Below are 25,457 nucleotides of genomic sequence, written 5' to 3'. Positions count from 1 at the left end.
AAACTTTCAGCGGATATCGCGCCGGACGGCGGCGGGCCGCGTGGCGGGTGCGCCCCCGCCTGACGCCGTCTTTCGATGTGGGGCACGGGCGCCGGTCCGGGCGTGGAGGAGGGCCGGCGCGGGGCCCGCGTGACACACGCTGTACACGCGCCGGAAACACACCCACTATGGGAGCGCTCCCAACGGGTCTTCAGGCCCCGGCTACGCCTCAGAACTTAACCGGTTAATGACCAGTCAGAGAAAGGCACGTCATGCGAAGGAGATCACGGCCGGCACAGGTGACCCTCCTGTCCCTGCTCGCCGCCCTGCTCGGCGCCATGCTCGTCGCCGCGCCACCCGCGAGCGCCGCCGTGGGCCTGCGGGTGAGCGGGACCAACCTCACCGAGGCCAACGGCAGCAACTTCGTCATCAGAGGCGTCAGCCACGCGCACGTCTGGTACCAGGACCGGCTCAACGCCTCCCTGGCCGGGATCAAGTCACTCGGCGCCAACGCGGTCCGCGTGGTGCTGAGCGGCGGCCGCTGGACCCCCGCCAACAACGCGTCCGACGTCGCCAACGTGGTCGCGCAGTGCAAGGCCAACAAGCTGATCTGCGTCCTGGAGAACCACGACACCACCGGCTACGGCGAGCAGGGCGGCGCCGTCACGCTGGACGCGGCGGTCAACTACTGGATCAGCGTGCAGAGCGCGCTGACCGGCCAGGAAGACTACGTGATCGTCAACATCGGCAACGAGCCCATCGGCAACAACGCCGTCACCCCCGGCTGGACCCAGGCCACCACCTCCGCGATCACCCGGCTGCGCAACGCCGGTTTCCAGCACATGCTGATGGTCGACGCGCCCAACTGGGGCCAGGACTGGCAGTTCACCATGCGCGACAACGCGCGCAGCGTCTTCAACGCCGACCCGCAGCGCAACACGGTGTTCTCCATCCACATGTACGGCGTCTTCGACACCGCCGCGGAGATCAACGCCTACCTCGACGCCTTCCGCACCGCCCAGCTCCCCCTGGTGATCGGCGAGTTCGGCCACAACCACTCCGACGGCAACCCCGACGAGGACACGATCATGGCCCAGGCGCAGAGCCGCGGCCTCGGGTACATCGGCTGGTCGTGGAGCGGCAACAGCAGTGACGTCGCCTACCTCGACATGACCAACAACTTCGACGCGAGCAGCCTGACCTCGTGGGGCACCCGCATCTTCAACGGCGCCAACGGCATCAGGACGACGTCGCGTGAGGCCACCATCTACGGCGGCAGCGGCACGGACACCACCCCGCCGAGCACGCCGGGCACACCCACCGCGTCCAACGTGTCCACCACCGGCGCCACCCTGACCTGGACGGCCTCCACCGACACCGGCGGCTCGGGCCTCGCCGGCTACAACGTCTACCAGGACGGGGGGACGCTGCTCGGCCAGAGCACCACCAACTCCATCACCCTGACCGGACTGACCCCAGGCCTGCAGTACCGGGTCTACGTCCGGGCCCGCGACGGCGCCGGCAACCTGTCCGGCAACTCCTCGACCGTGATCTTCACCACCACGGGCGGCGGGAACGGCGGCGGCTGCACGGCGACCGCGACCGCGCAGAGCCAGTGGGGCAACGGGTACGTGATGCAGGTCGTCGTCACCAACACCAGGACCACCACCATCACCGGCTGGACCGTGACCGCCACGCTGCCGTCCGGGCACACGGTCACCGGGTCGTGGAACGCCGGCGTGACCACCAGCGGCAGCGCCCTGACCGCGCGCAACGCCGGGTACAACGGCACGGTCGCGGCGGGCCAGACGGCGTCGTTCGGCTTCCAGGGCGGCCGCCCGGACGGCAGCACCACGTTGCCGTCCGGCTTCACCTGCACCGCCTCGTGACCATGGGCCGCACCGGCCGCGCGACGGCTTTCCTTACCTGATCGGGAGGGTCGTGTCAGTTCCGCTCGGCGATCCTCGGGGGATTTGCCCCCATTGGGAGGAATGCCATGGCAGACAGCGAAACAATGCCGGAACTACTCGACGAGAACGACGTGGTGGGATTGCTGATCCGTCAGCACGCCATGATCCGGGACCTGTTCGCGGAAGTGGAACAGGCGACCGGCGGCGCGCGGGCGGAAGCCTTCGAGCGGCTGGTGCGGCTTCTCGCCATCCATGAGACGGCGGAGGAGGAGATCGTGCACCCCTACGCCCGGCGGACGCTGGACGGCGGGGACGCGATCGTCGACGAACGCCTGCGGGAGGAGAACGAGTCCAAGCAACTGCTGTCCATGATGGAGGAGCGCGGGACGGACGATCAGTCCTTCGTCTCCCATCTGGAGAAGCTGCGCGTGGCGGTCATGGAGCACGCACGGGCGGAGGAGCGGTACGAGTTCGCCCAGCTCGTCCGGGAGACCAGTGACATCGAACGCCGCACCATGGCGCTCGGTGTCAAGGCGGCCGAGGCGATGGCTCCGACCCACCCGCACCCGGGGGTCGAGTCCGCCACCATGAACATCGTGGTGGGCACCCCCACCGCGATCATGGACAGGGCGCGGGACGTGATCCGCCAGACGATGGCCAAGGCCAAGGCCCCGGCCGGCAAGCAACAGGAGAAGAAGAACCCCAAGGGAGGAGGCAAGGGCAAGGGCACCAAGCCCTGACCGGCCTCCTCACGGCATACCGGACGGCCGCGCGCACCTCGGGAACGGGTGCGCGCGGCCGTCCGTCGTCCGGAGCCGGACGGCCACGCGCCCTCCTCGAACTCAGGCGACGGCCGGACTCACGGAGGGTTGGGTGTGCCGCGCATGCTGGGAACGGGGTGCGGGCCCTCGGTCTCCATGCGGTAGTCGGTGCCGAACTTGTGGCGCGCCTCCTCGAGCACCTGGTCGCTCGGCGGGGTCTCGCCGCCGTGCACGGCCTCCTGCCAGCGCTGGAACCGCTCGTGCGCGTCCCGCACGTACCCGGTGCCGAGGGTGGTGAGGTCGACCTGCGTGGCGAGCAGCTCACGGACGTAGTGCTTGTTCGGCTCGAAGGTCACCGGCTCCGGCAGGGAGGGGGCGAGGATCTGCTCGGGCTCCTTGCCGTCGTGCTGCCGCAGCAGCTCGCAGGCGATGCGCAGGTGCTCCAGTTCCATGGCGAGGTGCAACTCCCACAGCGACCGCAGCCGGCGGTCGGACTCGGTCTCCATGAACGAGTGGTACATGTAGCACTCGTTGTACTCGTGGTGGACGAGCTGCTCCCACCAGGTCTCCGCCGGGTCCACGAGCGTCTCGTAGTGCGTGACGTGCTCCTCCTCGATCATCCCGATCTCCTGGTAGAGCTGGCGGGCGATCGGCTCCATGTACTCGGGCCCGACGTTCATGTAGAAGTTCATCGTCTGCTGCTCGGCCGCCATGATGGTGAGGGCGTGCAGCCGCGAGGCCGGGTGGACCGTGTTCTTGTCGTAGTGGTCGCGCACGTTGTCGATGGGGTGCCGGTGGTGCAGCGGCGTGGGCCGCCCCGGCATGACTTCCGTGAGCCCGTCGACGATCTTCTCGGCCTTGCGGTGCTCGACCAGCTCGTACAGGTTGGCGTACCGGTAGAGGTGGTCGAAGTCCTCCAGCAGGCCGAACTCGAACGCCTGCTTGATGTAGGGGTCGGGCTCCATCCGCGCCACCCAGGCGGTGAGGTCCACGGCCACCTGCTCGTAGGCGATCGTGGTCTCCAGGACCGACGCGAGACCCGGCAGCAGCCAGTTGACCGCCTTCTGCTGCTGCGCCTCGATCGCGCGCACCTCCGCCAGCCGCCGCCGGACCTCCAGGTCGGGGCAGTGCCGGGTGAAGTGGTGGCTGAACATGATCGCTTCGATCTCGATGCCGTTCATGGCGATGACGCGGCACCGGGCGTAGGGATCGGAGTGGTCCGGGTCGAGCTGCGGCACGTTCAGCTCCCGCCAGTTGCGGGTCTGCCGTTCCAGCGGGAGTCCCTGCTGCTCCAAAGGATTGAACGTCATAGACCTGACCCCTTTTGTCCGATTTAGGCAGGTTTGTCGGTTGATACCCGCCCCTCAGGGACGGCAACCGGGCCGGCCAGCCGCCGTGATCACGTCGAACGTGTAAGCCGTGACCAGCCCGTACGTGAAGTGCGGCACCAGGTCCGACAGCCACCCCGCGACCCCCCAGGTGCGCGGGTCGGTGAGCCCGAGCGCCGTCATCGGCCCCCCGCTCGCCAGCACCACCGCCACCCCGAGCCCCGCCGCGGCCACCAGCGGCGACGGACGTGGCACTGCCGTGCGCAGCGCGCCGTACGCCGCCCCCACGGCGAGCCCGGTGAGGATGCCGAGCAGCCCTCCCACGCCCTGTGCCCGGCCGGCGGCCTCGTCCCCCTCGCCGAGGGGGACCCCCGCGATGCCCGCCAGCCGTTCGGCCACCCGCTGGGGCATGACGCTCGCCGGCCGGCCGCGCAGCGCCTGATCGAGGTAGGTGACCATGTCGAGCGCCGTCGTCCCCGCGGCACCCGCGAGCAGCCCGGCCGTCACCGCGCCGTACACCACCCGCCTCCGCGCGTTCCCCATCGCGCTACGCGGACTCGGCGGCCTGGCCGATGCCGCGCAGGAGGTTGGAATGGTGCTGGTCGGCGAGCAGGTGACCGATCCCGACGAGCAACGCCACGGGCCGTTCGATGAGTTGCAGGGCCGCCGGCACACCGAGCGCCCCGTAGAAGGCCACCCGGTCCGGGGCGGGCAGCCAGACCCGGCCGATCAGCGGCAGGTCGAGGTGCGGGCGTGTGCCCGCGGCGATGTCCATGGCCATGGCGCTCTCCGTCGTCCTCGGCGTCATCCGGGCCATCCCCCCGCGCCGTGGCCGGTAACGCGGCTTGGCGGGGTCTTTGTGCCGTCTGACGATGCCCGGCGACTGTCGGTGCGATGACATAGCGTCGGTGTCATGTGCAGGAGCATCAAGACCCTTCGCGAGCCGTTCGTCGCCGACGTCACCGACGATGACGTCCGTGCCGCCGCGCTGCAGTACGTCCGCAAGATCTCCGGCTTCCGCGCCCCCTCGGCGCGCAACGCCGAGGCGTTCGAACGGGCCGTGGCCACCGTGGCCGCCGCCACCCAGACGTTGCTCGACGAGCTCGACCTGCGGCGGGTGCCCCGCCATCAGGGCTGAGCGGGCCGGCCAACGGGGAAATACCACCCCCAGCCGATCACTGTTCATCGGCTTAGAAGATTACTTACGCCGATAGACAGAAACGCCATCACGGGGAAATTCGCCGACCTCTTTCGAACGCGTACCGCCGCCCCCATCCCAGAGTAAGGTTCGATTCATGAGCCTTTCAGAGATCCCCCGGCCCGAATGACGCCAGGGCAGGCTCGGGGAGGCTTTCAGACGCCGGAGCGGCGTCCCATCTCGTTCGTGTGGTGAGGTCGTCGAAGTGCTGGTTCACACGCACACACAATTGTCCGACTTATCCTGCTATTCACAAAAACATGATTCCTCCCCTATGAACACTCACCCGGGCCGCCGGCGGGCGGCTCCCCGATTCGCCCGGCCGTCACGCTGTCCGTGCGCCACTCCACTTGTTACAGTGACCGCGAAACGCTGGGAAGTTCGCTTGCCCGTCGGGATTCGACCCGATCCGTGGAGGCCCCCGGCCGACGCGGATCGCGAGCCGAGCGTCACAAGCGCGGAGGGTCCATGACCCAGGTCAACCGCAGAACACAACGCCTGATGGCCGCGCTGCCTCTCGCCGCGCTGTTCCTGGTCGCCGGGCTGGACGCGCTCACCGGGCCCGAGCCCGGCTACCTGTCGCTGCTGGCCGTGGGGCCCGCGTTCGCCAGCCTGGTGGGGGACGTGCGGCGCACCGTGGCGATCGGCGTGGTGGCCCTGGCCCTCTCGGTGGCCCTGTCGGTGTACGACGGCATGCTCGGCGACCGGCGCAGCGACATGAGCCTGATCTCCATCGCGGGCGTCACCGCGGCGAGCATCCTCGCCACCGTCGGGCGGCAGCGCCGCGAGCGCGAGCTGGCCAGCGTGCGCTCGGTGGCCGAGGTCGCCCAGCGGGTGCTGCTGCGGCCGGTGCCCCGGCGGGCCGGCCACTTACGCGCGGCCGTCTCCTACACCTCGGCCACCGCGGAGGCCCGCATCGGCGGCGACCTGTACGAGATCGTGACCGGCCCCGGCGGGGTGCGCGCCATCGTGGGCGACGTGCAGGGCAAGGGCCTCGCCGCCGTCGAGACCGCGGCGCTCGTGCTCGGCGCGTTCCGTGAGGCCGCGCACGACGAGCCGGACCTGCGGGGCGTGAGCGGGCGGCTGGAGAAGGCGCTCAACCGGCGGCTGTCCGGCGAGGAGTTCGTCACGGCCATCCTGGTCGAGGCCGACCCCGCGGGCACCCTCACCCTGCTGAACTACGGCCACCCGCCGCCGCTGATCCTGCACGCCGACGGCAGCATCGAGCTCGCCGAGCCCGACGACACCGCCCCGCCGCTCGGCCTCGCGGCGCTGGAGGTGGAGGGCCCCGCTCCGCACCGGATCGACTTCGGCCCCGGCGACCAGATCCTGCTGTACACCGACGGCGTCATCGAGGCGCGTGACCGGGCGGGCCGGTTCTACCCGCTGACCGATCGCGCCTTCCTGCTGAAGGACGACGACCCGGAGGCCGCCCTGGAGGCCCTGCGCCTCGACCTGGTCGCCCATGTGGACGCCCCGCTGCACGACGACGCCGCGATGCTCCTCCTGCGCTTCCGCGACGGCTGAGCCTTCCGTCCCGGCGGTCCCGCCGCCGCGTCAGCCGTGCGCGCCGTGCCGTCCCCTCTCCCTTGTGCCCGCGGAGGGGCCGTCCTTCGCGGGCGGGTGCGGGCGGACGACCGCGACCGGGCAGTGGGCGTGGTGCAGCACCCCGTGCACGACCGAGCCCAGCACCGCCGAGCCGAGCGCGCCGCGGCCACGCGAGCCCACCACCAGCAGGTCCGCCGTCGCCGACGCCTCGGCCAGCGCCTCCACCGGGTGCGCGCACACCGTGGTGTCGCGCACCTCCACCTGCGGGAACTTCTCCCGCCACGAGGTGAGCTGATCGCGCGCGGCCCGCGTCCCCCACTCGAAGGCCGCCTCGGCCTCGGGGGTGTAGGCCTGGAACGTCGGCAGGAACGCGGACACCTGCCAGGCGTAGACGGCGTGCAGCCGCGCGTCCCGCCGCACCGCCTCCTCGAAGGCGTACTCCAGGGCGGCCTCGGAGTCGGGAGCCGCGTCGTGGCCCACGACGATCCGCCCGTACACCTTGTCGCGGGCGTGCCCGGCCACCACCACAGGGCAGTCCGCGTGCCCGGCGAGGCCCATCGACACCGAGCCGAGAATCAGCCCGACGAAGCCGCCGAGCCCCCGGGTGCCGACCACCAGCTCGTCGGCCTGCCGCGCCTCGCGCTGCAGCTCGGTCTTGATCTGCCCGGCCAGCGCCACGGTCTCGACGAGCAGACCGGGCGCCCGTGACCGCGCCACGGCCGCCGCCGCGGCGAGCACCTCGCGGGACTGCTCGGCCAGCGTGTCGCCGAGCCCCGGCGCCGTCGCGATGGGCGCGCCCGCCACCCACGCCTCGGTGACGTGCACGATCCGCAGGCCGCAGCCGCGCCGCACGGCGTCGTCGGCGGCCAGGCGCACCGCGTCCATCGAGGGAGTCGAGCCGTCGGCCCCCACCACGACGTGTCCGTTCATGCGGCGTCTCCTCTCGGCGCCCTTCGGGGGACACCGGGACGGCGGGTCACTGCTTCCTCGGGCGCCACCGCTGCTCGGCGGACTCCCACGCGGTGTCCCAGTCCGCGTACCTGCGGCGGTCGAGCAGCCAGCGGATCACGGTGAGACCCACGAGCAGCACGGCGGACGCCGCGACCATGACCCCGAACCCGGCCACCGCCGCGTCGGTGACCGTCTGGGCGTGCCGGCGCGGCGCGGCCACCGGGTCGCCCGCCTCGTCGACCCACATCCGCGTCATCGAGCCGGCGCGCGAGTCGGCGGGCACCGGGCGCACGGCGACGCGCTCGCTGCCGTCCGGCGCCTGCCAGCGCACCTTCGCCTTGACCTGCACGACGGTGCCCTGTGCTGTGACGGTCGTGGTGCTGGTCGCGTCCTCAAGCAGGACCGCCATGACGGGCTGCCGCACCCCCGGCTCGGCCAGTTCCCTGGCGAGTCCCTGCCGGTAGACCTCGCCGGCGACCAGGAGAGCGGGCCACAGGCAGGCGAAGAGGATCACCAGGGTCAGCAGGACGGCGATCGCCTCGACCCGGTCGGAGCGCCGACGCAGGGGGTTGCGGTCGAACCGGTAACGGCGTGCGCATCTCACCACCCAGTTGGGGCAGGATCCCATCTCGCACCTCCCGTGGGTCAGCCCTTCCAGCCTCCGCCGTCCGGCCCCTGCCCGCCAGGGTCGTCCGGCGTCCGCCAAGGGGACGTCCGGCCCTGTCCGCCACCTGCGCCTCCGCACACACGGTGACGGGCTCACCACCAACGTACGACTCCTGGCCCGCCGAGGCGACACGGGGTCCCGCACCGGGCCTGTGTGGGACGGGTGTGACTGAAGTGACAGTTGTTAACATTGCGATTGTCCACGCAAACTGTGAAGTTTCCGGACAAGGGGAAGTCGAAGCTGCTAAGAAGTTGCGCGGCCTGAGAACTCGCGGCGCCGAGCCACGCGTCACGCGGTGACGAGTCAAGCGGCAGAGCATACGGAGGAGCGACTATGGACCGCGACGGCACGCCGAGGTACCACGACGAGGATCCGATCAACCAGACCGGGCCACTCGGGATCGAGTGGCTTGACGACGCGGACCCGCCCGGTGACGTGCTGTCCGACGGCTGGCCGGACGGTCAGGAGCCCGGGACCACCGCGGTGGCGGGCGCAACCGAGATCGTCTCCCCCGGTGACCGCCATCACCCGGACCTCTCCGACGACCCCGACCGCCTGGACCAGTTCGACCACGTGGACCCCCTGGACCACCTCGACCCGGAGGGCCGGCGCGACGACGACTGGCTCGACCACGACGACGACCCCGACAACGCCTCCGAGGAACGCCGCGGTTTCCTCGGCTCGGGCTGGCGCGGCGAGGACGGCGCCGAGGAGGAGAGCCCCGGCCAGAACCGCCGCCTGATCCTCGCCATGGCCGCCGTGGTCGTCCTGGCGGTCGCCGGCGGCTGGATCGTCTCCTCCTCCGCCAGCCCCACCCCCGAGGCCACGTGCACCGCCCCCGCCGACTGCACCCCCACGCCCCCCGCGGTGCCCACCGCGTCGGAGAGCACCGCGCCTGACCCGGCCACCCCGCCGGCCGTGGACCCGGCCCTCACGCCCGGCGCCACCCCCACGTCGCCCACCGAGGCCCCGTCCGGGGTGCCCACCGGCGCCCGTTCCGAGAGCGCGCCCGACCCCACGAACCCCGACCCCGACCCCACGCGCACCCGCGTCCGCTCCCCTGAGCCCGTTCCGCGCACCAGCGCCCCGCGCCAGAACGACCAGGAGCCGCGGATCGAGGACGAGCCCACCTCGACGCCCCGCCCCTCCACCCCGCCCCCGCCGCCCCCCACCACCAAGGCGCCCGCGCCGTCCCCCACGCAGAAGGAACGCGGCGGCGGCATCCTCGACTGGCTGTTCTGACGATCCCCGCGCCGGGGACGGCCATCGTCCCCGGCGTCAGGGAGCGATCGTGGCGTGCCCCGGCTCGGGGGAGTGCTCGCGGGTCCGGCGGCGCAGTGACACGAGGCCGTACAGGGCCAGGATGGTCACCGCGGCCACGACCGGGCCGGTGAGGACGCCGGTGCCCTGGTCGGCGAACCGGTCCGGGGCCCACGGGAGGGCCAGGGCGGCGTACCAGTCCTGACCCTGGATCGGGCCGGTGAACAGGACCAGGGCGATCCACGCCTGGGTCGCCAGCGCACCGATGATCATCATGGTCCGCACCTCGGTGGTGCTCCCCCCGGGGAGCGGGTCCACCGCGAAGGCGACGAAGAAGAACCAGGCGCCGGTCAGCACCACGACGAGCTGGGACGCCAGGCGCACCGCGAGGCTGGACTGGGTGGCCTCGAAGACGCCGGTGACGTACAGGACCAGGTAGGGGACGGCGTAGACGGCCGTCGCGACCAACGGGTGCGCCGCCCTGGCGGCGGCCCGGCCGGTCAGCGCGGCCGCGGCCAGGGGGGCGGCGGCGCGCAGCGGGGCCAGCGGGGCGCCGAGCGCGAACAGGGCCGGCCCGACGGTGCCCAGCAGGGCGTACTGCGCGGCGTGCACTGAGAAGACGGCGGGGCCGTACGCCGCGGCACCGCCCGCGGCGGCGTACAGGACCACCAGCAGACCGGCGAGTGCGGCCACCGTGCGTCCCAGGGGCCACGTGACGCCGTCCCGGGTGAGGCGCCGCACGCCGAGCAGGTAGGCCGCGGCGACGCCGAGCACGGCGAGGATCAGGATCGGGTCGGGACGCACCTCGGTGAACAGCCGGCCGGACGTGAGCGGCGGCAGCACGTAGCCGAGCAGCTCGTGCTGCCCGTGCACCTCGTCGGCCCGCGGCGGCGGGGTGCGGGACAGGGCGACGGCGAGGGCCAGCGTGCCGGCCATCACGGCGATCTCGCCGGTGGCCAGCCGCAGGAACGGCCTGGAGCCGGCGCCGGACCGCAGCGCGGCGAGCGTGCGCCCGCGGTGCAGGTACCCGAACCAGCCGAGCACCGCCAGCGCCGCCATCTTGGCGATCACCAGCAGGCCGTAGCGGGAGTCCCAGAAGGCGGAGATCGAGCCGAGGCGCACCCAGGCGTTGAGCAGCCCGGAGAACCCGACCGCCGCGAAGCAGCACAGGGCGAGGGCGCTGAACCGGTGGGCCGCCGTGCCGAGGTCGTCGCCGCCCCGGCGGGCCACCAGCGCGAACAGGCCGCCCACCCACAGGGCCATCGCGGCGATGTGCAGCATCAGGCTGGACACCGCGATGTTGTGGTCGGCGGCCGACGCCGAGTGCCCGACGTACGCGGGAGGCAGCACGGCGAGCACCGCCACCGCCAGCAGCACGACGCGCCAGGCCCGCCCGACCGGCAGCAGCGAGGCGACCGCGACGAGCAGCGCGGCCACGCCGACCAGGAGGAACGCCTGGCCCTGCGGGACGTCCAAGGTGAAGGTCGGCAGGAAGCCGGAGTCCAGCGCCTCCCCCATCGGCAGGCCGAGCAGGTCGGAGAGGGTGAGCAGCAGGGTCAGCCCCGCGGTCGCCGCCCAGCCGAGGGCCCACGGCGCCGCGGCCCGGGTGATCCGGCGCCGTTCCCCGGGAGTGCCGCCGAACGCGGCGGCGGCCAGCAGCACGCCGATCGTCACGGCGGCGCAGATGTCGTGCGCGACCCGCACCACCGGCAGCCCGAGGGTGGTGAGCGTGCCAGGCGTGGGCAGTCCGGGGATCTCCGTGCCCGGCCAGCCTCCGCCGAACCACAGGGCGAGCACGAGCACGAGCACCGCCCCGGCGGCCATCAGTGCGTAGACCGCCGGACGCCGCTGTGAGGGGGTGGTCATACGCCCGCCTTCCCGTTCCCGGCCCTGATCGAGTATGTCCGCCCGGGCCCGGCGGGGCGAGTGGCCAGGTGAACTGACGGCAACAGCCCCTCATGACGTCGGTTGCGCGATGAAACTTTCTGCCTCTACCTCAATATCCCGCTCTACGGGTTATAGCAGGACTTGACGCAGCAGATGGGCAGGAACCGCGTTTATCCCCCTACTCCTCGGAGAGGTGCAATAGGGAAGCGATCCATCGCACGAAGGGAACCGTCATGGGGGCGGACGACAAGATCTCCAACAAGGCCGAGCAGATCAAGGGCAAGGCCAAGAAGCGTGTGGGCGAGGCCACCGGCGACGAGGACATGCGCGCCGAGGGCCGCACCGACGAGGCCTCCGGCCGCATGAAGGAGGCCGGCGAGCGCGTGAAGGACGCCGCCAAGAACGTCAAGAAGGCCTTCAAGAGCTGACACACCCACGGTGGAGGCCCCGGACTCCGGGGCCTCCACCGTGCTGTCCGCCGGTCACAGAGCGCGGCGGAGTTTGGCCGTCATCTGTGACTTGTGGCGGTGGGCCTCCTTCAGCGGTCTGCCCTCGCGCAGAGCGCTTATCACTTCCTCCTCGGCCTCGGCGTAGGCATAGGAGTCGTCAAGGACGTCGGGCCCTGGGACGGCCACGACGCCGGCGGCGTCCATGGCGATCAGGGTGCCCTCGTCGACGCGCACCCCGGCCACGGTCACGGGGGCGCCGACGGACGCCACACGCACACCGGGCCCGGCGCCCGCGGTCGCCTCGTAGAGGGACCAGGCGGGCAGGTCCAGGTCGCGGAAGGCGTTCAGGTCACGCACGCCTCCCTCCACGGCGACGGCCGCGAGGCGGCATGCCAGGGCGGCGCGGGTGTGGATCTCGCCCCACACGGCCCCGGCGGCGGCCTGCGCCCCGGCCACGACGAGCACACGGTCACGCAGGTCGTCGTCGAAGAGCACGTGCAGGGACTCCAGGTCGTCCCCGCCGGGTCCGGCCGCGAGCTGCACGGTCCTGGCCCGGCCGAGCAGGCCCATGCGGCAGTGGACGCGGCGCAGCGGCGGGCTGAGCCAGCCGTTGAGCCCGCGAAGTTGGAGCACGTCCGCGATCGCGGTGGTGGGCGGAACCACGGATCGGATCACCTCTTACGGGAGGCCCGGAGACCGGGAGACACTGCGGGTTCTTGAGGCGGCGGGCCGAGTCGTGGATCGCTTCAGGGCGCCGGTGCACCATGCCACTTCCGAGAGGGAGGCCCGAGCTAGACGAGGCGGTGGACGTCACAGGGAGGAAGCCCCGGCGAGAGGCGGCGGGGGTGAAAGACGGTTCCGGCGGTATCGGACTTTCCTACCACGATGGAGGATCTCGCCCGGCGCGTACATAGACATCGAATAACGGTTCACCGCTCCCATGTAAACGATCGCGCACATCGTCGCGAGCGCCCCCGCGAGGCCTCCCGCACCAGGTGGATTGAAGATTCCGCGGCGGGGTACCGGGAGCGCCATTCCCCGGCGCGGTGCCGTCCCGGTACGGTTCCGGCGAAGGCACCGCACACGTCGCGCGGCCCGATACCTGGCGGGCCTCGCGGGAAGGCGCCACGGTGATCGTCGATCTGTTGTTCCTCCTCGCCGCGCTGGTGCTGATCATGGCCAACGGCCTGTTCGTCGCCGCCGAGTTCTCCCTGGTCACCGTGGAACGCGGCGAGATCAGCCGCCTGGCCCTGGCCGGCGACCGCGGCGCCCAGGGCATCCAGGCCGCGCTGCGCCGGCTGTCGTTCCAGTTGTCGGGCGCCCAGCTCGGCATCACGATCACCTCGCTGCTGCTCGGCGTCATCGCCGAGCCGTCGGTGGCCCATCTGCTGCGGCCCGCGCTCGGCGTGCTGCCCGAGGGTGCCGCCGACAGCGTGTCCACGGTGCTCGCGCTGTTCATCGCCACGGTGAGCCAGATGGTGCTCGGCGAGCTGGTGCCGAAGAACGCCGGCCTGTCCCGCCCGATGCAGGTCGCCCGGCTGTCCACCCCGCCGCAGCGCGTCTTCTCCGCGGTGTTCGCCCCGCTGATCAAAGCGTGCAACGCCACCGCGAACGCCGTCGTGCGGGCGGTCGGCGCCGAGCCGCAGGACGAGCTGGCCTCCGCGCGCTCCCCCGACGAGCTCAGCATGCTGATGAGCATGTCGGCCGAGGCGGGCACCCTGCCGACCGGCACCGCCGCCATGTTGCGCCGCGCCCTGCGTTTCGGGGACCGCAGCGCCGCCGAGGCGATGACGCCCCGCCCTGTGTGCGTGACGGTCTCCGGGGACCGCACCGTGGCCGAGTTCCTGGTGCTGGCCCGCGGCGAGCGGCACCTGCGGCTGCCGGTCACCGGCGCCGAGCTCGACGACATCGTGGGCGTGGCGTCGGTGGTCGACGCGTTCGCCGTGCCCGAGGCCGGCCGCGCGGCCACGCCGGTCGCCCGCATCGCCCGGCCGCCCGTGCTGGTGCCCGAGTCGCTGGACCTCGCGGCGCTGCAGGACCGGCTCTTCGCGGCGCGGGCCGAGATGGCGGTGGTCGTGGACGAGTACGGCGGCTTCGCGGGCATCATCACCGTGGAGGACCTGGCCGAGGAGCTGGTCGGGGACATCGCCGACGAGTACGACCTGCCCGAGGAGGGCTCGGACGGCCCGGTGCCCGGCATGCTGGCGCCCGGCGCCTCGGCGGCCGTGCCGGCCATGCTGCGCGCCCACGAGGCCGAGGAGCGCTACGGCTTCCAGATGCCGGAGGGCCCGTACGAGACCCTGGCCGGGCTGCTGATCAGCCGTCTCGGCCGCCTGCCCGAGCCGGGGGACGCCGTCGTCGTGGACGGATGGACGCTGCGCGCCGACACCATGCGGCGCCGCCGGATCGAGCAGATCACTCTCACCGCACCGGGTGACGAGAAGGAGCCCAGTTGACGACCCCCGCCCCCTCGGATCCCGCCGATACCGCCGGCCAGGACGAGCCCGCAGATACCGCCGACCCGGCCGATACCGCCGGGTCGGCGGACACCGACCCCGACGATCCTCCTGATCCCGCCGCGCCGTCCGGGGTCACGCCGCGCCGGCCCGCGCCGGGCAGCGCGTGGAGGGCCGGATGACGCCGCTCGACGGGCTGGTCATCGTGGCGCTGCTGGCGCTGAACGGCTTCTTCGTGGGCGCGGAGTTCGCGCTCATCTCGGTGCGCCGCACGCAGATCGAGCCGCTGGCCCGCGAGGGCTCGCGCCGGGCCGTGTCCGTGCTCGCCGCCATGGACTCGGTGCCGCTGATGCTGGCGGCGGCGCAGCTCGGCGTCACCCTGGCCTCGCTGGCGCTCGGCGCGGTCGGCGAGCCGGTGCTGGCGCACGCCGTGGAGCCGGTGTTCGCCGCGGCGGGCGTGCCGCACGGCCTGGTCCACCCAGCCGCGTTCGCCCTGGCGTTGTTCGTCGTGGTGTCCGGGCACGTCATCATCGGCGAGATGGTGCCGAAGAACCTCGCGCTCGCCGGCCCGGACCGGGTGGCCGTGTGGCTGGTGCCGCCGCTGCGCGTGACCGCCCGCGCCATCCGTCCCCTGCTCGTCGTGATCGACGCCCTCTCCTCGGCCGTGCTGCGGCTCCTGCGCATCCCGCGCGCCGAGGAGATCCGCACCGTCTACACCTCCGACGAGATGCCCGCCCTGATCCGCGAGTCGCGGCGGCACCGATTACTGGACCAGGACGAGCACGACCGCATGATCGCGAGCCTCGCCCTGCACGCGCGCCCGGTGGCGTCCGTCATGGTGCCGATCGGCGAGGTGGTCAGCGTGCCCGCCACCACCGGGGCCGCCGAGCTGCAGCACTACGCCGGCCGCTACGGCCACTCCCGTTTCCCGGTGCGCGGCGAGGCGCCGGGGTCGCTGTGCGGCTACCTGCACGTCCTGGACGCGCTGAACGGCCACGCTCCCGACCGCCCGCTGCCCGCCCGTGACCTGCCGCACGCGCACCGCCGCACCACTCTGGCCGAGATGCTCGCGCTGATGCGTGACCGCCGCGCGCAGCTCGCCGCGATCACCGGCGAGGACGGCCTCGTGCTCGGGGTGGTGACCTTGGAGGACGTGCTCACCGGCCTGCTGCACCAGGCCCGGGAGGCGGGCTGACGACACCCACAGTTCCCCTGTGAGGTTTACCACACCAAGTAATGGTCAGTTCGGTTCCACGGGCTCGAGCCGCCTATGGTGGCCCGAATGGTGAAAGACGTGCATCTTTGGGTAGGGCGGGCGGAATGCACGTCCTGACCCGTCCGTCCCCTCCGTCCCCTTCGCTCCCCTCGCCGCGGACCGGCCGCCAGTCCTGGCTGGACGCGCTGCGCGGCGTCGCCGCCCTCATCGTGGTCTTCGAGCACTCCCTGGACGCCCTCCTGCCCGAGGTCAGGAACGCGATCAGCCCGTGGTTCGACTTCGGGCAGTACGGCGTGCTGGTGTTCTTCCTCGTCAGCGGCTACGTCATCCCCGTCTCACTGGAACGCCGCGGCGACGTGCGGGGCTTCTGGATCAACCGGGTGTTCCGCCTCTACCCGCTGTGGTTGCTCACGGCCGTGCTCGGCACCGCTTTCGCGCTGGTCGAGGTGTACACCCGCCTGCCGCCCGACGCCCGCGCCGAACCGCTGACGTCGGCGCTGGCCCACCTGACCATGCTCCAGGACCTGCTGCAGGTCAACAGCGTCGTCAACGTCTTCTGGACCCTCTCCTACGAGATGGTGTTCTACCTGCTGGTCACCGCGATGTTCGTGTTCGGCGTGCACAGGGCGAGCACCGCCGCCTCGGTCACGCTCGCCTGCTGCGCCGTGGCCGCCGGGGCGGTCGTGCCCGCGGGCCTGCTCTCGCGGATGTTCGGCGCCCCCGTCGTGGTGGTCGCCGCCGTCGCGCTTCTCGCGGGGCTTCTGGCGGTGGCCTGCGGTGGCGAGGCGCTGCGGCGGCGTGGCGCCGTCGTGATCGCGGCGCTCGGCCTCATCCTGCTGATCTTCAACAGCCGGGTCGGCGCCTGGCAGAGCCTGGTCATCCTCGCCACCATGTTCGCCGGCACGGCCCTCTACCGCATGGAACGCTCCGGCGCCCGGCCCGCGACGCGGCTGATCGTCGTCGTGGTCCCCGTGCTGTCGGTGGCCGCGGCGGTGTGGCACGGCCCGGGGTGGGGCATGGCGGAGGCCGCGCGGCAGGAGTTCGTGCAGGGCTGGTCGACGGCCGTCGTGGCGGCCTGGCTCACGTTCGCCGTGGGCCTCGCGTCGCGTCACCGCGCCACCGCGCCGGCCCTGGCGTGGCTCGGACTGGTCAGCTACTCCATCTACCTGCTGCACCCCTTGGTGGTGCAGGTCATCAGGCGCGTCACCTCCGACGCCGCCGGGCTGTCGCTGCCGATGCGCCTCGGCTGGGAGGCCCTGCTGTTCGCCGCCGTCATCGCCGGCGCGGCCCTCGGACACCGGTACGTCGAAATCCCAGGTCAGCGCCTCGGCCGACGGCTCGCGCGGGGCCGCGCGGAGGGTGGGACCGCAGTGACAAATGCTAAAAGTAGCCACTTTCCTGTGAATACCGCGACCCGAGATTCCCCGGAAACACTCCCTCGCTAGACTGACCGACGGCTTGCCGGGCGGGTGGACCCGGCGCCTCGAATCGGCGGGTGGCCTGCGGCCACAGCCCCGGCCTCTCGTGGGGATCATGAACGGCGGGCTTGTCGACGCCCCTGTCCGGCCCGAGGGCGGCACCGAGCGGCCACCCGGCCGGCGCAGGCGTCCCTGGATGACGTGGGTGTGGTGCCTGGTCGCGGCGGTCACCGGTGTGGCGGTCGCCGTCACGGTCACGCTGGTCGGCGCGTACGCCAAGCTCAGCGGCAACATCAGGCACGACGACGTCCCCACCGCGGACCTCGGCGCCCGCCCCGCCAAGGTCGGCAAGGCGCTGAACATCCTGCTCGTCGGCTCGGACACCCGCGCGGGCGCCAACATCAAGTACGGCCACCGCGAGTACGGCGAGCGCACCGACACGATCATCCTCGCCCACCTGTCCCCCCAGCGGGACAACGCGCTGCTGATCAGCTTCCCGCGCGACTCGCTGGTGGCGCTGCCGTCCTGCCCCCCGCGCAAGGGCCTGCCGGGCCAGCGCGCCCACGTCGGCATGATCAACGAGTCGTTCAACTTCGGCGGCATCGCCTGCACCTGGAAGACCGTCGAGACGCTCACCGGCATCCACATCGACCACTTCGCCAAGGTCGACTTCACCGGCTTCAAGAGCATGGTGAACGCCCTCGGCGGCGTCGAGGTCTGCGTGCCGAAGCCGATCGACGACCCCAAGGCCCTGCTGAAGCTCCCCGCGGGCCGCCAGACATTGAAGGGCGAGCAGGCGCTCGGGTACGTCCGGGCCCGCTACAGCCTCGGCGACGGCTCCGACATCGGCCGCATCCAGCGGCAGCAGATGTTCATCGCCTCCATGGTCAAGAAGGCCATGAGCGGCGCCACGCTCACCGACCCCGCCAAGCTGTTCGGTTTCCTCGACGCCGCCACGAAGTCGGTGACGACCGACCCCGGCCTCACCATCGGGGTGCTGCGGGAGCTGGCGGCGGGCGCCCAGGGGCTGACCGCCGGGAACATCCGGTTCGTCACCACGCCGTGGCGCTACTCGCTGACCCAGCCCGGCCGGGTCGAGTGGGTGCAGCCCCAGGCCAAGCAGTTGTTCCGGCTGGTCGCCACCGACACCAAGATCAAGGGCGCGCACATTCAGACCGGCCGCCAGGGCGACGTGCCGAAGTCCAAGATCGAGGTGGTGGTGCGCAACGGCACCACCCGCTCCGGCCTCGCCGCCCAGGTGGCCTCGGACCTGGAGAAGCGCGGCTACAGCGTCGTGCGGGTCGGCGACGCCCCGGACAAGCCGTACCCGAAGACGCAGGTCAGGTTCTCGGCCAACGGCAAGACCCGGGCCCCCACGCTGGCCCGCGACCTCGTGACCTTCCGCTACGCCGAGGTGAGCGACACCACGACGACCCGGCTGGTGCTGATCGTGGGCGACGACTGGAAGGGCGTGAAGCCCGCGCCGGTCTCCCAGAAGGAGCTCAAGGGCATCGACGCCACCCAGGACTCCTGCTCGGCGGACTAGCACCGATCACCCAGGGTACTTGGGCAGGTGCGGGGACGACGGCAAGGACGGTGCACGATGCCCAACGGAGTGATCTTCGACCTGGACGGGACCCTGGTCGACACGAACTACCTGCACGTGGTCACGTGGTGGGAGGCGTTCCGCCGCAAGGGACACGACATCCCCATGGTGGACATCCACGGGGCCGTCGGCCGGGCGGACCGCGCGCTGATCGATTACCTCCTGCCGTCCGCCGGCGACGAGGAGGCGCAGGCGATCTCCGACGCGCACTCCGAGCTGTACAAGCCGAGGATCGGCGAGGCGCGCCCCGTGCCGGGCGCCGGGGAGCTGCTGCGGCGGCTCGCCGGGGCCGGGCTGCAGGTCGTGGTGGGCACCAGCGCGCACAAGGACGACGCCGAGCGGCTGATCGGCGTGACCGGCGCGCAGGACGCGGTGGCCGCCATCGTGCACGCGCAGGACGTCGAGCGCTCCAAGCCCGACCCCGAGCCGGTGCGGCAGGCCCTGGACAAGGGCGGCCTGACCACCGGTCAGGCGGTCTTCGTCGGGGACAGCGTGTGGGACGCCCTGGCCGCCCGGGGCGCCGGCGTGGAGTGCGTCGCACTGCGGTCCGGCGGCATCGACACCGCCTCCCTCATGGACGCGGGCGCCCGCGTGGTCTACAAGGACTGCGCCGAGCTGCTGCACCACCTCGACGAGAGCCCTCTCGCCAGGCTGCTCACCGGTTGACGGACAGGTAACACCCTCCGCGTAGCGTTGGCTCGTACATGAACCGGACCGTGGTCCGGGGCGTACTGCCGAAGCAAAGGGAGGGTGATCGGATATGGCACAGCAGGCGGTCATCGGCGTCACCGGACTCGGGGTGATGGGCCGCAACCTGGCGCGCAACTTCGCGCGCCACGGGTACGCGGTCGCCGTGCACAACCGCACCGAGGCCAAGACCAAGGCACTGATGGAGGAGTTCGGTCACGAGGGCGAGTTCCATCCGGCCGAGTCCCCCGAGGCGTTCGTGGCCTCACTGGCCCGTCCGCGCAAGATGGTGATCATGGTGCAGGCCGGGCCGGCCACCGACGCCGTGATCGAGGAGTTCGCACCGCTGCTGGAGCCTGGGGACATCTTGGTGGACGGCGGCAACGCCCACTACCTGGACACCCGGCGGCGTGAGACGGCGCTGCGCGAGCGCGGCATCCACTTCGTCGGCGCCGGCATCTCCGGGGGCGAGCAGGGCGCCCTGGAGGGGCCGAGCATCATGCCCGGCGGCACCCGCGAGGCGTACGAGTCGCTCGGCCCGATCCTGGAGGACATCGCCGCCAAGGTGGACGGCGTGCCGTGCTGCACCTACGTGGGGCCGGACGGCGCGGGCCACTTCGTGAAGATGGTGCACAACGGCATCGAGTACGCCGACATGCAGCTCATCGCGGAGTCCTACGACCTGCTGCGCAAGGGGGCGAGGTTGTCGCCCCCCGAGATCGCCGAGGTCTTCCGCACCTGGAACACCGGGCGCCTGGACTCGTACCTGATCGACATCACCGCCGAGGTGCTGTCGCACACCGACGCCGCCACCGGCGGGCCGTTCGTGGACGTCGTGCTGGACCAGGCCGAGCAGAAGGGCACCGGGCGCTGGACGGTGCAGACGGCCCTGGACCTCGGGGTGCCGGTCACCGGCATCGCCGAGGCGGTGTTCGCCCGGTCCATCTCCGGCCACGCCGAGATGCGCGGCGCCGCACGCGGGCTGCCAGGGCCGTCCGGCGGCGAGCTCGGGTCGTCGTTCGCCGACGACGTGGAGCAGGCGCTGTACGCGTCCAAGGTGGTCGCCTACGCGCAGGGCTTCAACCAGATCCAGGCGGGCAGCGCCGAGTACGGCTGGGACATCGACCTCGGGGCGATGGCGACCATCTGGCGCGGCGGCTGCATCATCAGGGCCCGCTTCCTCGACCGCATCCGCGCCGCCTACGAGGCGGACGCGCGGGCGGCCACGCTGCTGTCGGACGCCAACTTCGCCGCCGAGGTGGGCGCCGCGCAGGACTCCTGGCGGGACGTGGTGGTGACCGCGACCCGGTCGGGCATCCCGGTGCCCGGCTTCGCGAGCGCCCTGTCGTACTACGACGCGCTGCGGGCCGAGCGCCTGCCCGCCGCCCTGGTGCAGGGCCAGCGTGACTTCTTCGGCGCCCACACCTACCGCAGGGCCGACCGCGAGGGCGTCTACCACACCCACTGGGAGCTGCCGGACCGCCCGGAGAGCCGCGTCGACGTCTGACCTCCACGCCGCCGGGTGGCGGCTCAGGACGCGGGCCCGGCCCGGTGCTCCTGCTCGGCGATCAGCCGGGTGAGGGTCGCCGGGTCGTCCGCGTCCACCGTGCGCCAAACGCCGGCGGCCTCGTCGGCGTCCCGGAACCGCCACCGGGTCGCCCAGTAGCGCCCGGTGTCGGACCGGAACACGGTCCACCCGGGCGGCGCGGGCGGGAGCAGCGGGGCGGGCTCCTCCAGCTCGCAGAGTTCGTGCAGTTCGTCGAGTTCGTCCAGCCGGTTGATCTCTTCGAGGCGCACGGCTAACAGGGGGTGGCGGGCAGGCGCCGGTGGTTCGCGCATCGGGATCGGACCTCGTTCACATCCAGGCACAATGGCAGGCCGATCGGCCTTCCCGGGCCTGCCATTTGTGGCGTCATCAGGCCGCGCGAGTGACTTCCGCGCTACGGTCAGTGTGAGGGGTTGATGACGGGCTGTCACCGTTGCGGTGCTGCCGCATCGTCATTGCCGCAACACGAGGAGTGACCATGACGAGCGGGGGCGAACTGCGCGACGCCCGCAGACGTGCGGGTCTCAGCCTGGGCCAGCTCGGGGAGCGCATCGGAGTCTCCGCAGGTCACCTCAGCAGAGTGGAGCGGGGTGACCGCGAGGTGACCCCATCGCTCCTGCACCGCTACGAGCTCGCCGTCGGTCTGCTATTCGATCCTCCCGGCTTGCCGGAAACCCCCGATGCCGACACCCCCGAAATGGGTACCGTCGATGACATGAAGCGACGGGGCCTACTCTCGGTCATCGCGGCCGCCTCTGTGGGGGTCGCGGGCGGTGAGCCGCTCACCCGCCTGCTCGACGGCCTGGCCGCCCGGCCGCCGTCCCGTGTCGGAGCCTCCGAGGTCGAGGCGGTGGAGGCCGCCGCCGACCTCGCCATGCGGATGGACTTATCCAAGGGCAGCGGCGCGGCGGTGGCCATGGCGCGCGGCACCCTCGAATGGGCGGTGATGCTGCGCGACCAGCCGATGGCCTCCGCGACCCGCGAGCGGCTCGGCTCGGCCATCGGGCTGCTCGCCGACCGCCTCGGCTGGGCCACCTACGACCAGGGGGAGATGGAACGCGCGACGCGCCTGCTCACCTTCGCCCTCGACTCCGCCGCCCGCGGTGCCGACCGCGACCTGCGGGCGCACACCATGCTCGACCTCTCGGCCGTCTTCGCCGACCTCGGCCGGCCGCGGGACGGCGTGGAGATCCTCCGCCTGGCCCTCGGCGACGAGCGGGTCTCCAGCGCCGAGCGCGCCAACGTCCACGCCGTGGCGGCCCGGCACTGCGCCACCGCGGGGGACGTCCCCGCCGGGCTCCGCCACATCGCCCTCGCCGAGGAGGCGCTGGCCCGCGACGAGCCCGTCGCCTCCGGCGACGACGTGCCCGCCTGGGCGCGGCACATCACGGTCTCCCCCGGCCACCACGACAGCGCGCTCGGCCTCGCGCTCTTCCAGCTCGGCGACGACAGACGGGCCCGCGAACGGCTGGCGTCCGCCCTGGCCCGCCTCGGCGCCACCCGCACCCGCACCGGCCTGCGGTGCCAGACCCGCCTCGCCGTGCTGCGCGCCAGGGAGGGCGACCGCGAGGGCGGCGCCGAGCAGGCCAGGCACGCGGTCGAGCTCGCCGCCGACGTGCGATCCGTCCGGGTCGCCAAGGACCTCCACATGATGATCAAGTGCCTGCGCGAGTGCGGCATGACCGACCTCGCCCGGGAACTGTCGGCCGCCCTCCGCACCTGACCCGCGCCGGCGGCCCCCGCACCGGCCTCGGGCCGATCCCCATCCGGGCCTGACCGGACCCCGGGTTTCGATAGCCTCACTAGGCTCGCGTCACGCCCGCGGCGCCGCCGCACGGTCCAGGAAGGTGTCGTTCATTGATCGGCTGGTTTGAGGCGCTCGTGCTCGGCCTCGTGCAGGGGCTCACCGAGTTCCTGCCCATCTCGTCCAGCGCGCACATCCGCGTGGTCTCCGCGTTCTTCGGCTGGAAGGACCCGGGCGCCGCGTTCACCGCCGTCATCCAGCTCGGCACCGAGACCGCGGTGCTGATCTACTTCCGCAAGCGCATCTGGGACATCATCTCCACCTGGACCCGCTCGCTGTGGACGCCGGAGCTGCGCGAGTACCCGGCGGCCCGCATGGGGTGGTACGTCATCGCGGGCAGCGTGCCGATCGCGGTGCTCGGCCTCACCTTCAAGGAGCAGATCGAGACCACCGTGCGCGACCTGCGGCTGGTGGGCTTCTGCCTGATCGTCTTCGGCCTGCTGCTCGCCGTGGCCGACCGCATGGCACGCAACGAGCTCACCCTGGACAAGAACCTCAACCTGCCGCACGCCCTGACGTACGGCCTCGCGCAGTCGCTGGCGCTCATCCCCGGCGTCTCCCGCTCCGGCGGCACGACCGGGGCGGGCCTGCTGCTCGGCTACCGGCGCGAGGAGGCGGCGGAGTACTCGTTCCTGCTCGCCATCCCGGCGGTGCTGATGTCCGGCGTGCTGGAGCTGTTCGAGATCGGCGACGGCGTGACGCCCGCGTGGGGCCCGACCATCCTCGCCACCATCGTGTCGTTCGGGGTCGGCTACGCGGCCATCGCGTGGTTCCTGCGGTACATCAGCACCCACAGGTTCACCCCGTTCATCGTCTACCGCGTCGCCCTCGGCATCGTGATCATCGCGGCCGTCGGCCTGGGCTGGATTCCCGCGGGCTGACCTTTACCGCAGCCGCCCGATGATCTGCATATTTCGGTAGATTGCCCGGCACAGGGGGATTGTTCAGGTCATCACGGGGGGCGCCATGTGGGCCCGCATCTCAGGTGTCTCTACCTACCTGCCCGAACGCACGCTCACCAGTGCCGAGGTGGAGGCACGCATCGACGGGTACGTCCCGCGCCGCGGCATCGTGGAGCGCATGACGGGCATCCGCCGGCGGCACGTCGCGGCGCCGGACGAGCAGGCGTCCGACCTCGCCGCCGCGGCGGCACGCGGGCTCGACCACCGGGCCGCCGACCTGCTCATCTTCGCGTCGGCGTCCCAGGACATGGTGGAGCCCGCGACCGCGCACATGGTCGCGGCCAGGCTCGGCCTGTCGTGCCCGGTGTTCGACGTCAAGAACGCCTGCAACAGCCTGCTGAACGGCGTGCAGGTGGCCGAGGCGCTGATCCGCACCGGTGCGCACCGCACCGTCCTCGTCTGCACGGGCGAGGTGCCCTCCCGGGCCGTGCGGTGGCGGGTGTCCGGGCGGGCGCAGTTCATCGAGGCGTTCGCCGGCTACACCCTGTCCGACGCCGGGGCCGCGGTGCTCGTCACGGCCGACCCCGGGCGCGGCATCTTCTACCGCGAGTTCCGCGCCGACTCCACGGCCTGGGCGGTCGGCACGCTGCCCGGCGGCGGCTCGGCGCACCCGCGTGACCCCGAGCACTCCTACTTCCGCGGCGACGGGCGGCGGCTGCGGGAGGCGTTCGAGCTGTTCGGCCCGGAGATCTTCCTGGACGCGCTGAAACGCGCCGGTCTCACCTGGGACGACTTCTCGCACGTGGCCGTGCACCAGGTCGCGGTGCCGTACCTGGACGCGCTGGTGCGTGTGCTCGGCATCCCCCGCGACCGCCTGGTGGTGACACTGCCCGAGCACGGCAACTGCGCCTCGGCCAGCCTGCCGCTCCAACTGCACGCGGGCGGCGCGGGGCCCGGCGACCGGGTGGCGCTGCTCGGGCTCGGCGGCGGCATCAGCCTCGGCGTCATGTTCGCGGACTTGTGAAAGGCGGCGGCGCCATGGACCTGTGGGTGATCGTCCCGGCTTACAACGAGGCCAAGGGCATCGAGGCGACGCTGCGTGCGCTGGAGGAGCAGGACGACCCCGGCTTCACGCTCGTCGTGGTGGACAACACGAGCACCGACGGCACCGGCGACGTCGTGCGGGCGTACGCCGCGACGTCCCGCATGACGATCGAGGTGATCCCCGAGCCGCGCAAGGGCACCGGCGCCGCGGCCGACACCGGCATGCGGCACGCCATCGCGCGCGGCGCCACCCACCTGGCGCGGACGGACGCCGACTGCCTGCCGCGCCCCGACTGGGTGCGGGCGGTCAAGCGGGGCTTCGGCGACGGACTGGAGATGGTCGGCGGCCTCCTGCGCCCGCGCACCGACGAGTTCCGGCTCAAGATGTGGGAACGCCGGCTGATCCCGTTCCTCGTCGAGGTCGCCGCCACGTTCGGCCGCTTCCGCCCCGGCAACCGCGACCCCGCCTACCTGGGCCCCTACGTCATGATGCCCGGCGCCACCGTGGCCATCACCGCCGAGTTGTACGAACGTTCCGGCGGCTTCCCCCGCGTCGCCATCGAGGAGATGCACGAGGACCGCGCCCTGGTCAACCAGGTCCGCCGCCTGACCAAGGCCTACGCCACCCGCCGCGACGTAGTGGTGTACGGCTCGGTCCGCCGCCTACGCGCCTACGGCCTCGCCGGCACCCTGGCCTGGTACGCCGACCACCACTACCGCCCCGAAATCATCGACATCCGCTGACCCCACCCCCACCACTTCCCGTACCCACACCCACCGCCCCCGCGCCACTCCCCGCCCCCGTGCCACTCCCCGCCCCCGTGCCACTCCCCGCCCCCG

General features: G+C 72.2%; 24 protein-coding genes. 16 read left to right on the top strand and 8 right to left on the bottom strand.

Annotated elements, in window-relative coordinates:
* Positions 1–251: 251 nt before the first annotated feature.
* Together ABGB17_RS16505 and ABGB17_RS16500 are read left to right on the top strand one after the other, a co-directional pair.
* Positions 252–1,868: a cellulase family glycosylhydrolase gene (locus ABGB17_RS16505; RefSeq protein ID WP_347630283.1), complete on the top strand. Its 1,617-nt coding sequence runs from the start codon at positions 252–254 to the stop codon at positions 1,866–1,868.
* Positions 1,869–1,975: 107 nt separating this feature from the next.
* A complete protein-coding gene (locus tag ABGB17_RS16500) occupies positions 1,976–2,629 on the top strand; it encodes a hemerythrin domain-containing protein (protein WP_347630281.1) in 654 nt (217 codons plus the stop codon).
* A gap of 119 nt (positions 2,630–2,748) precedes the next feature.
* Here ABGB17_RS16500 and ABGB17_RS16495 read toward each other — a convergent pair whose 3' ends face one another.
* The 3 genes from ABGB17_RS16495 to ABGB17_RS16485 are packed head-to-tail and all read right to left on the bottom strand — an operon-like array spanning position 2,749 to position 4,786.
* Complete coding sequence (locus ABGB17_RS16495) at positions 2,749–3,960, bottom strand: hypothetical protein (RefSeq protein WP_347630279.1); 1,212 nt, start codon at positions 3,958–3,960, stop codon at positions 2,749–2,751.
* Between the two features lie 54 nt (positions 3,961–4,014).
* Positions 4,015–4,521 (bottom strand): hypothetical protein, encoded by a 507-nt coding sequence (locus ABGB17_RS16490; protein WP_347630277.1) that lies wholly within the window; start codon positions 4,519–4,521, stop codon positions 4,015–4,017.
* A gap of 4 nt (positions 4,522–4,525) precedes the next feature.
* A complete protein-coding gene (locus ABGB17_RS16485; protein WP_347630275.1) occupies positions 4,526–4,786 on the bottom strand; it encodes a hypothetical protein in 261 nt (86 codons plus the stop codon).
* A 105-nt stretch (positions 4,787–4,891) separates the two neighbouring features.
* Here ABGB17_RS16485 and ABGB17_RS16480 point away from each other — a divergent pair, with 105 nt between their 5' ends.
* Together ABGB17_RS16480 and ABGB17_RS16475 are read left to right on the top strand one after the other, a co-directional pair.
* The gene (locus ABGB17_RS16480) at positions 4,892–5,116 is read left to right on the top strand and encodes a DUF2277 domain-containing protein (RefSeq protein ID WP_347630273.1); all 225 of its coding nucleotides are present in this window, start codon (positions 4,892–4,894) and stop codon (positions 5,114–5,116) included.
* Positions 5,117–5,644: 528 nt separating this feature from the next.
* A complete protein-coding gene (locus tag ABGB17_RS16475; RefSeq protein ID WP_347630271.1) occupies positions 5,645–6,703 on the top strand; it encodes a PP2C family protein-serine/threonine phosphatase in 1,059 nt (352 codons plus the stop codon).
* Positions 6,704–6,733: 30 nt separating this feature from the next.
* On the opposite strand, the gene ABGB17_RS16470 is transcribed toward ABGB17_RS16475, so the two are convergent.
* The gene (locus ABGB17_RS16470; protein ID WP_347630270.1) at positions 6,734–7,654 is read right to left on the bottom strand and encodes a universal stress protein; all 921 of its coding nucleotides are present in this window, start codon (positions 7,652–7,654) and stop codon (positions 6,734–6,736) included.
* Positions 7,655–7,700: 46 nt separating this feature from the next.
* Complete coding sequence (locus tag ABGB17_RS16465; protein WP_347630268.1) at positions 7,701–8,279, bottom strand: hypothetical protein; 579 nt, start codon at positions 8,277–8,279, stop codon at positions 7,701–7,703.
* Between the two features lie 396 nt (positions 8,280–8,675).
* Between ABGB17_RS16465 and ABGB17_RS16460 the strand changes: the two genes are divergently transcribed.
* The gene (locus tag ABGB17_RS16460) at positions 8,676–9,584 is read left to right on the top strand and encodes a hypothetical protein (protein ID WP_347630266.1); all 909 of its coding nucleotides are present in this window, start codon (positions 8,676–8,678) and stop codon (positions 9,582–9,584) included.
* Between the two features lie 36 nt (positions 9,585–9,620).
* Here the strand turns inward: ABGB17_RS16460 and ABGB17_RS16455 are convergent, their stop codons facing one another.
* A complete protein-coding gene (locus ABGB17_RS16455) occupies positions 9,621–11,468 on the bottom strand; it encodes a cytochrome c oxidase assembly protein (protein ID WP_347630264.1) in 1,848 nt (615 codons plus the stop codon).
* Positions 11,469–11,722: 254 nt separating this feature from the next.
* Between ABGB17_RS16455 and ABGB17_RS16450 the strand changes: the two genes are divergently transcribed.
* Complete coding sequence (locus tag ABGB17_RS16450) at positions 11,723–11,917, top strand: CsbD family protein (protein WP_347630262.1); 195 nt, start codon at positions 11,723–11,725, stop codon at positions 11,915–11,917.
* A 54-nt stretch (positions 11,918–11,971) separates the two neighbouring features.
* Here the strand turns inward: ABGB17_RS16450 and ABGB17_RS16445 are convergent, their stop codons facing one another.
* Entirely contained in the window at positions 11,972–12,601 is a 630-nt protein-coding gene (locus tag ABGB17_RS16445) for a hypothetical protein (protein WP_347630260.1), read from the bottom strand.
* A 467-nt stretch (positions 12,602–13,068) separates the two neighbouring features.
* On the opposite strand from ABGB17_RS16445, the gene ABGB17_RS16440 reads away from it, so the two are divergent.
* The 6 genes from ABGB17_RS16440 (at position 13,069) to gndA (ending at position 20,828) form a co-directional block, all read left to right on the top strand.
* The gene (locus tag ABGB17_RS16440) at positions 13,069–14,394 is read left to right on the top strand and encodes a hemolysin family protein (protein WP_347630258.1); all 1,326 of its coding nucleotides are present in this window, start codon (positions 13,069–13,071) and stop codon (positions 14,392–14,394) included.
* A 178-nt stretch (positions 14,395–14,572) separates the two neighbouring features.
* Positions 14,573–15,589: a hemolysin family protein gene (locus tag ABGB17_RS16435; RefSeq protein ID WP_347630256.1), complete on the top strand. Its 1,017-nt coding sequence runs from the start codon at positions 14,573–14,575 to the stop codon at positions 15,587–15,589.
* A gap of 125 nt (positions 15,590–15,714) precedes the next feature.
* Positions 15,715–17,055, top strand: coding sequence for an acyltransferase (locus tag ABGB17_RS16430; protein ID WP_347630254.1), 1,341 nt, complete (start codon positions 15,715–15,717; stop codon positions 17,053–17,055).
* A gap of 88 nt (positions 17,056–17,143) precedes the next feature.
* Positions 17,144–18,574: an LCP family protein gene (locus ABGB17_RS16425; RefSeq protein ID WP_347630252.1), complete on the top strand. Its 1,431-nt coding sequence runs from the start codon at positions 17,144–17,146 to the stop codon at positions 18,572–18,574.
* A 57-nt stretch (positions 18,575–18,631) separates the two neighbouring features.
* Positions 18,632–19,300: an HAD family hydrolase gene (locus tag ABGB17_RS16420; RefSeq protein WP_347630250.1), complete on the top strand. Its 669-nt coding sequence runs from the start codon at positions 18,632–18,634 to the stop codon at positions 19,298–19,300.
* A gap of 94 nt (positions 19,301–19,394) precedes the next feature.
* Positions 19,395–20,828 carry an NADP-dependent phosphogluconate dehydrogenase gene (gene gndA / locus ABGB17_RS16415; RefSeq protein ID WP_347630248.1) on the top strand — a complete coding sequence of 478 codons (1,434 nt, stop codon included), beginning with the start codon at positions 19,395–19,397 and terminating at the stop codon, positions 20,826–20,828.
* A gap of 23 nt (positions 20,829–20,851) precedes the next feature.
* On the opposite strand, the gene ABGB17_RS16410 is transcribed toward gndA, so the two are convergent.
* Positions 20,852–21,160, bottom strand: a complete 309-nt coding sequence (locus ABGB17_RS16410) for a hypothetical protein (RefSeq protein ID WP_347630246.1) — start codon at positions 21,158–21,160, stop codon at positions 20,852–20,854.
* Positions 21,161–21,582: 422 nt separating this feature from the next.
* Between ABGB17_RS16410 and ABGB17_RS16405 the strand changes: the two genes are divergently transcribed.
* The 4 genes from ABGB17_RS16405 (at position 21,583) to ABGB17_RS16390 (ending at position 25,361) form a co-directional block, all read left to right on the top strand.
* Positions 21,583–22,590: a hypothetical protein gene (locus tag ABGB17_RS16405; RefSeq protein WP_347630244.1), complete on the top strand. Its 1,008-nt coding sequence runs from the start codon at positions 21,583–21,585 to the stop codon at positions 22,588–22,590.
* A 134-nt stretch (positions 22,591–22,724) separates the two neighbouring features.
* Positions 22,725–23,552, top strand: coding sequence for an undecaprenyl-diphosphate phosphatase (locus ABGB17_RS16400; RefSeq protein WP_347630242.1), 828 nt, complete (start codon positions 22,725–22,727; stop codon positions 23,550–23,552).
* A gap of 85 nt (positions 23,553–23,637) precedes the next feature.
* Positions 23,638–24,597 carry a ketoacyl-ACP synthase III gene (locus ABGB17_RS16395; protein WP_347630240.1) on the top strand — a complete coding sequence of 320 codons (960 nt, stop codon included), beginning with the start codon at positions 23,638–23,640 and terminating at the stop codon, positions 24,595–24,597.
* Positions 24,598–24,611: 14 nt separating this feature from the next.
* Positions 24,612–25,361, top strand: a complete 750-nt coding sequence (locus ABGB17_RS16390; RefSeq protein WP_347630238.1) for a glycosyltransferase family 2 protein — start codon at positions 24,612–24,614, stop codon at positions 25,359–25,361.
* Positions 25,362–25,457: the final 96 nt, after the last annotated feature.

Origin of the sequence: Sphaerisporangium sp. B11E5 (assembly GCF_039871875.1) — a bacterium.
In the GTDB taxonomy this organism is placed as follows: Bacteria; Actinomycetota; Actinomycetes; order Streptosporangiales; family Streptosporangiaceae; genus Sphaerisporangium.
The sequence above is the reverse complement of the archived record's forward strand: the minus strand, read 5'-3'. Positions and strand labels throughout refer to the sequence as shown.

Excerpts from the sequence above, each read along its gene's own strand:
- ABGB17_RS16505 (WP_347630283.1), top strand. The coding sequence starts at position 252 with ATGCGAAGGAGATCACGGCCGGCACAGGTGACCCTCCTGTCCCTGCTC.
- ABGB17_RS16500 (WP_347630281.1), top strand. The coding sequence starts at position 1,976 with ATGGCAGACAGCGAAACAATGCCGGAACTACTCGACGAGAACGACGTG.
- ABGB17_RS16495 (WP_347630279.1), bottom strand. The coding sequence starts at position 3,960 with ATGACGTTCAATCCTTTGGAGCAGCAGGGACTCCCGCTGGAACGGCAG.
- ABGB17_RS16490 (WP_347630277.1), bottom strand. The coding sequence starts at position 4,521 with ATGGGGAACGCGCGGAGGCGGGTGGTGTACGGCGCGGTGACGGCCGGG.
- ABGB17_RS16485 (WP_347630275.1), bottom strand. The coding sequence starts at position 4,786 with ATGACGCCGAGGACGACGGAGAGCGCCATGGCCATGGACATCGCCGCG.
- ABGB17_RS16480 (WP_347630273.1), top strand. The coding sequence starts at position 4,892 with ATGTGCAGGAGCATCAAGACCCTTCGCGAGCCGTTCGTCGCCGACGTC.
- ABGB17_RS16475 (WP_347630271.1), top strand. The coding sequence starts at position 5,645 with ATGACCCAGGTCAACCGCAGAACACAACGCCTGATGGCCGCGCTGCCT.
- ABGB17_RS16470 (WP_347630270.1), bottom strand. The coding sequence starts at position 7,654 with ATGAACGGACACGTCGTGGTGGGGGCCGACGGCTCGACTCCCTCGATG.
- ABGB17_RS16460 (WP_347630266.1), top strand. The coding sequence starts at position 8,676 with ATGGACCGCGACGGCACGCCGAGGTACCACGACGAGGATCCGATCAAC.
- ABGB17_RS16455 (WP_347630264.1), bottom strand. The coding sequence starts at position 11,468 with ATGACCACCCCCTCACAGCGGCGTCCGGCGGTCTACGCACTGATGGCC.
- ABGB17_RS16450 (WP_347630262.1), top strand. The coding sequence starts at position 11,723 with ATGGGGGCGGACGACAAGATCTCCAACAAGGCCGAGCAGATCAAGGGC.
- ABGB17_RS16435 (WP_347630256.1), top strand. The coding sequence starts at position 14,573 with ATGACGCCGCTCGACGGGCTGGTCATCGTGGCGCTGCTGGCGCTGAAC.
- ABGB17_RS16430 (WP_347630254.1), top strand. The coding sequence starts at position 15,715 with ATGCACGTCCTGACCCGTCCGTCCCCTCCGTCCCCTTCGCTCCCCTCG.
- ABGB17_RS16425 (WP_347630252.1), top strand. The coding sequence starts at position 17,144 with ATGAACGGCGGGCTTGTCGACGCCCCTGTCCGGCCCGAGGGCGGCACC.
- ABGB17_RS16420 (WP_347630250.1), top strand. The coding sequence starts at position 18,632 with ATGCCCAACGGAGTGATCTTCGACCTGGACGGGACCCTGGTCGACACG.
- gndA (WP_347630248.1), top strand. The coding sequence starts at position 19,395 with ATGGCACAGCAGGCGGTCATCGGCGTCACCGGACTCGGGGTGATGGGC.
- ABGB17_RS16410 (WP_347630246.1), bottom strand. The coding sequence starts at position 21,160 with ATGCGCGAACCACCGGCGCCTGCCCGCCACCCCCTGTTAGCCGTGCGC.
- ABGB17_RS16405 (WP_347630244.1), top strand. The coding sequence starts at position 21,583 with ATGAAGCGACGGGGCCTACTCTCGGTCATCGCGGCCGCCTCTGTGGGG.
- ABGB17_RS16395 (WP_347630240.1), top strand. The coding sequence starts at position 23,638 with ATGTGGGCCCGCATCTCAGGTGTCTCTACCTACCTGCCCGAACGCACG.
- ABGB17_RS16390 (WP_347630238.1), top strand. The coding sequence starts at position 24,612 with ATGGACCTGTGGGTGATCGTCCCGGCTTACAACGAGGCCAAGGGCATC.